Origin of the sequence: Christiangramia marina, assembly GCF_048285865.1 — a bacterium.
Taxonomy (GTDB): Bacteria; Bacteroidota; Bacteroidia; order Flavobacteriales; family Flavobacteriaceae; genus Christiangramia; species Christiangramia marina.
Genome location: NZ_JBLVTK010000001.1, coordinates 772,243 through 776,054, shown reverse-complemented (window position 1 = coordinate 776,054; position 3,812 = coordinate 772,243). Strand labels below are relative to the sequence as shown.

At 32.5% G+C, this 3,812-nt stretch carries 6 protein-coding genes; all 6 read right to left on the bottom strand.

Annotated features, from left to right (window positions below; translation table 11 throughout):
* Positions 1 to 352: hypothetical protein (locus ACNKXS_RS03625; protein ID WP_417919665.1), on the bottom strand; the 352-nt coding region annotated here is incomplete at its 3' end.
* Between the two features lie 67 nt (positions 353 to 419).
* Entirely contained in the window at positions 420 to 836 is a 417-nt protein-coding gene (locus tag ACNKXS_RS03620; RefSeq protein WP_417919664.1) for a hypothetical protein, read from the bottom strand.
* A 4-nt stretch (positions 837 to 840) separates the two neighbouring features.
* Positions 841 to 1,119, bottom strand: coding sequence for a helix-turn-helix domain-containing protein (locus tag ACNKXS_RS03615; RefSeq protein WP_417919663.1), 279 nt, complete (start codon positions 1,117 to 1,119; stop codon positions 841 to 843).
* Between the two features lie 121 nt (positions 1,120 to 1,240).
* A complete protein-coding gene (locus tag ACNKXS_RS03610) occupies positions 1,241 to 2,017 on the bottom strand; it encodes a hypothetical protein (protein WP_417919662.1) in 777 nt (258 codons plus the stop codon).
* A gap of 23 nt (positions 2,018 to 2,040) precedes the next feature.
* On the bottom strand, positions 2,041 to 2,403 hold the full coding sequence (locus ACNKXS_RS03605; protein ID WP_417919661.1) for a hypothetical protein: 363 nt from the start codon (positions 2,401 to 2,403) through the stop codon (positions 2,041 to 2,043).
* A gap of 11 nt (positions 2,404 to 2,414) precedes the next feature.
* On the bottom strand, positions 2,415 to 3,746 hold the full coding sequence (locus tag ACNKXS_RS03600) for a phage integrase SAM-like domain-containing protein (protein WP_417919660.1): 1,332 nt from the start codon (positions 3,744 to 3,746) through the stop codon (positions 2,415 to 2,417).
* Positions 3,747 to 3,812 lie beyond the last annotated feature (66 nt).

The window sequence follows — 3,812 nt, the reverse complement described above, 5'->3', positions numbered from 1 at the left end:
GTGCTACAACTTTAAGTCCTTTATTGGTGAATTGCCAATATGTTTTACTATTATCGTCTTTCTTAACATGAAGTTTAATTAATCCAGTCCGAACAAGTTTTCTCTTAATTCTTCTACTTAAACCGTCATTTGACTTTATACCTATTGTAGGCAATTCTGAAATTAATTTCTTATAAGCTACCCAAAAGTAAATACCATCAGCCAATTTGATAGTTTGTACACCTTCCCACTCACGAAGCCAAAACAGTTGTTGTAAAATAATTCCATCAATACAATCAAGTTGAAATTCTTCAGTTTGGCTTTGATTGTATTCCACCAATGCTAATTGATTATAGGTGATATTATATCTCATAAATGCTATCTTAGCAGTGTATATTACTTGCGAGGTCGTATACTTCTATTGAACACATAAAGCCGGTTTATACTCCGGCTTTATTGGTTATAATAAATGAATGGTTATCTAAAATTGCTTTAAATAAAAATGGATTATATGTATAGAAACCTTGGAATAAATCAAGGACCAGCATATGCTCATTTTCCAAAAAGCGCGCGAGAATCGTGCTAGTAGGTAACGGTTTACCGTGTATTAGATCTACTAGAAAACCTTCATAAATTCCCGGTTTTGAAGTTGGTTGAAGATTGCAAGGTCCAGCATCCCCAAAAAAATCCAAATTGCGCGGCGAAAACTCCTTGTTTCCAGCGATTGTACAACCAACTTTTTCAGGAAGAAAAATTTCAGAATGATCTACAGAATCGAGCTCATATATAATTCCACAGTTTGACACTGAATCCATCCTGTAATAATGCCGTATATACTTGAATCCGTTCGTATGCATGATTCTAGTCTATAGATTCCTGTAAAGTTCTTTCTATAGCCTTGCGACTGAAATAAACGCGGCTACCTATTTTCATAGGTTCTAAAATTCCTTTGTTGCACCAAGTATGAAGGGTTGCATAAGAGACTTTAAGTAGCTTACTAACTTCCTTACGGTCCAGGTAATCATCTGGTTCCTTCGGTTGTAAATTGCTCTTTATTTCTTCAAGTTGGTTTTGAATTCCAGAAAGTATTTTACTTGTAAGTTCTTCTGGAGTACAGTTGTGAAGCTGAGTAACAGACATATCTTGAACAGTATTTAATATTAGATACTGTAAAACTATTGAGTAAGCGGTTTAAGGTTTACTCATATTTACTCATTTAATTACTCACAATTACTCAAAAATAGAGAGTGATAGTAAAGTTTTAATTGTAATTGGCAATAATTTGTTCCAATTGAGCTTTGAAGGCTTCGTTATAGTAGTTAGGTAAATTGGTAAACCTGACGAATTTAGTACCTTCCATTTCATCTACACAATAATGCTTTACGAATTCAAAATATTCTTTAGCTGACCCTGAAAACTTGGTTCGTAATTGATCATAAATTAAAGTGTATTTAGTAGTAACCCCGGCATTAGGTTTAGGGAATTCTTCCTTAAGAGCCTTAAATATTTCAAAGCCATTATCCTTGAATATTCTATTAGCTCTGTTTGTTTCAGAAGATTGAAGTTGTGTAGATCCTGGATAATTTTCAGGATTGAGAATTTTTTTCAAATAAACTTTTTCTGCAGTGTTTCTAATGCTACCCATCCACTGTGAAAAACCAACAGTATTGATATCATCTTTCAGTAGAGGGTATATTTTATTAATCAACTCTTTAGCTGAATTAAGCAGTTCTTTGCTATTGTAAGTAAACTGTTCATTGTTGATCGAAATACAACCAAAATAGGAATAAGATCCATGTTCGCTCCAGTAAGGTTTAGCAACATTCAATCTATCAAACTCCTTCTTAATTAGAAGCTTCAATTCTTTTTGATCGCTTGGATCTAGTAAATTAGCAGCTATTAGGGTTTCGTATTTTTTACTAAAATCAGAATAAGCATTGTTGAAATATGTTTTCAATACTGAACGTAAATAAACCCGGTTTTGTTCCCTGCGCGATTCCTGGTCTTTTATTAGATCTATATCATTACCTAAATTCATGATAGAACTATTTGAAAATTGATTTAATTCAGAATGAATTTATTTCGGTTCACGGTCCTTAAATTCTCTAGGGTTTTATCTCCTTGAAAACCTTGCAAAAGTATATAATTGATATCCTGCTTATCTGCAAAATTAGGATGCAAATTGTTTGGACCAAACTTCCTTAAATAGGCAGTTCCCAGGCCATTATTCAATATAAAATTAATTAGATTTTCATTTGTTTCTTCAAGGCGGTCTAGCTCTTTATCTGCTACTTTTGCTATGTTCCTATAGACATCAATTTTAGAAATAACTTTTGTTTGCACGAATGTCAAATATTCTGAATGCTGCTTTTTCAAATTTTCAACTTCGGCTTTTAGGTTTAAAATTTCTTGCTCTTTAGTCATAATTCAATTTATTAGTTGGCGGTTTTAATTATTTCGAATTCTGGTTTTCTGCTTTGCTTGATCTGGACCCGGTTCCAATACTGCGCAAGTACGTCGGCATTGTCTTTTGGTGCTTTGCCAATGTAGTTCAAAAACATTTTTTCAGTTTTATGACCTGTAGCACTCATTATAACTGGAGTAGGTATTTTTCCATAGTGATTTGTAGCAAATGAACGGCGGCAAATATGAGTACTAACCAATTCATGTTTTGGATATTCTTTCACAACTTTTCTCCAAATTGATTTTTTATTTTTGTCTTTCTCTTTAGTTTCAATTCTTTTGCCGGCCGTAACAGGTTTGTCAATCTCTACTTTTTCACAGACCTTCTTAATATAATCGTTGAATTTTTGACTACTAATTTTTCGCGGAAATTGGCCGTTATTTTTTTCTAGTGTTTCGATAACCTGATAATGCAACGGTAAGACAATTTTAGAACCTGTCTTGATTGCTGTGTATTCCAAATATTCACCTTTAATATTATTTTTTGTAAAGTTCAGTAAATCGCTAACTCTAGCACCAGACCAAACTCCAATTATAAGCCAATTTCTAGCATTATCTAAATGAGGACTTCTAGAAAAATCTTTATTATAAATTTTCTCAATTTCCGATTCGTCTAAAGTTATAAAGGTTGTAGGTTCCTTAGTAATCTTGAAATTACCGTTAAGAATAGAATCACTTATTTTAAAACCTTTGGTTTTATTAGCATCTAAACAAATTGTTTTGACCAGAGTTAAATATTTACCTATGCTATTGAAATTCAGAAAATGTTCATTTTTGAGATATTGAATAAATTCCCGGTGAAAATTCATATCTACTTCAGAGAGTAAGAACCGCTTATTTTTGTAAGATTCAAATTCTTTTAGCTTTCTCAGATTAGTTTCGTATTTCTGTTTTGTGGCTTTTTTTACTCCCGTACTACCATTTTTTAAAATCTTGTTCGGTAGGTTATCCAGGTGAAATTCTGCATAGTCGCACAAATATTCTAGTTGTAGATCTGGTGACTGTTCAAAAAAATCACTTAACACACCTTCAAGCCAATCTCCATTAATTTTAGCTCCTGTTGAATAGTCCTCATTAAAACGATCTGATATTTCAGTTCTTAAATCATTTAAGCGTTTTTCAAGTTTTTTACGTCCTTTAAATTCTGCATTTGATTTGAAAAAGCCTGCCTTGTTATTCCAATGTTTACTTTGGACGGTTATAAGAGTACTTCGGTGAATATCAAATTTACGGCCCTGCATAAACCGAACGTTTATAACAGAAGTTTCAGATTTAGATCGAGTAAAAAATTTAAGGGTTGCCATATCTTTTGGTTGTTGTGTAAAATTACCTTAAAAAAATCATTTACACGTAGTTTACACGTAAAAAAG

What these genes read in the sequence shown, in the direction of transcription:
- ACNKXS_RS03610 (WP_417919662.1), bottom strand. Translation starts at nt 2,017, where the DNA reads ATGAATTTAGGTAATGATATAGATCTAATAAAAGACCAGGAATCGCGC.
- ACNKXS_RS03615 (WP_417919663.1), bottom strand. Translation starts at nt 1,119, where the DNA reads ATGTCTGTTACTCAGCTTCACAACTGTACTCCAGAAGAACTTACAAGT.
- ACNKXS_RS03600 (WP_417919660.1), bottom strand. Translation starts at nt 3,746, where the DNA reads ATGGCAACCCTTAAATTTTTTACTCGATCTAAATCTGAAACTTCTGTT.
- ACNKXS_RS03605 (WP_417919661.1), bottom strand. Translation starts at nt 2,403, where the DNA reads ATGACTAAAGAGCAAGAAATTTTAAACCTAAAAGCCGAAGTTGAAAAT.
- ACNKXS_RS03620 (WP_417919664.1), bottom strand. Translation starts at nt 836, where the DNA reads ATGCATACGAACGGATTCAAGTATATACGGCATTATTACAGGATGGAT.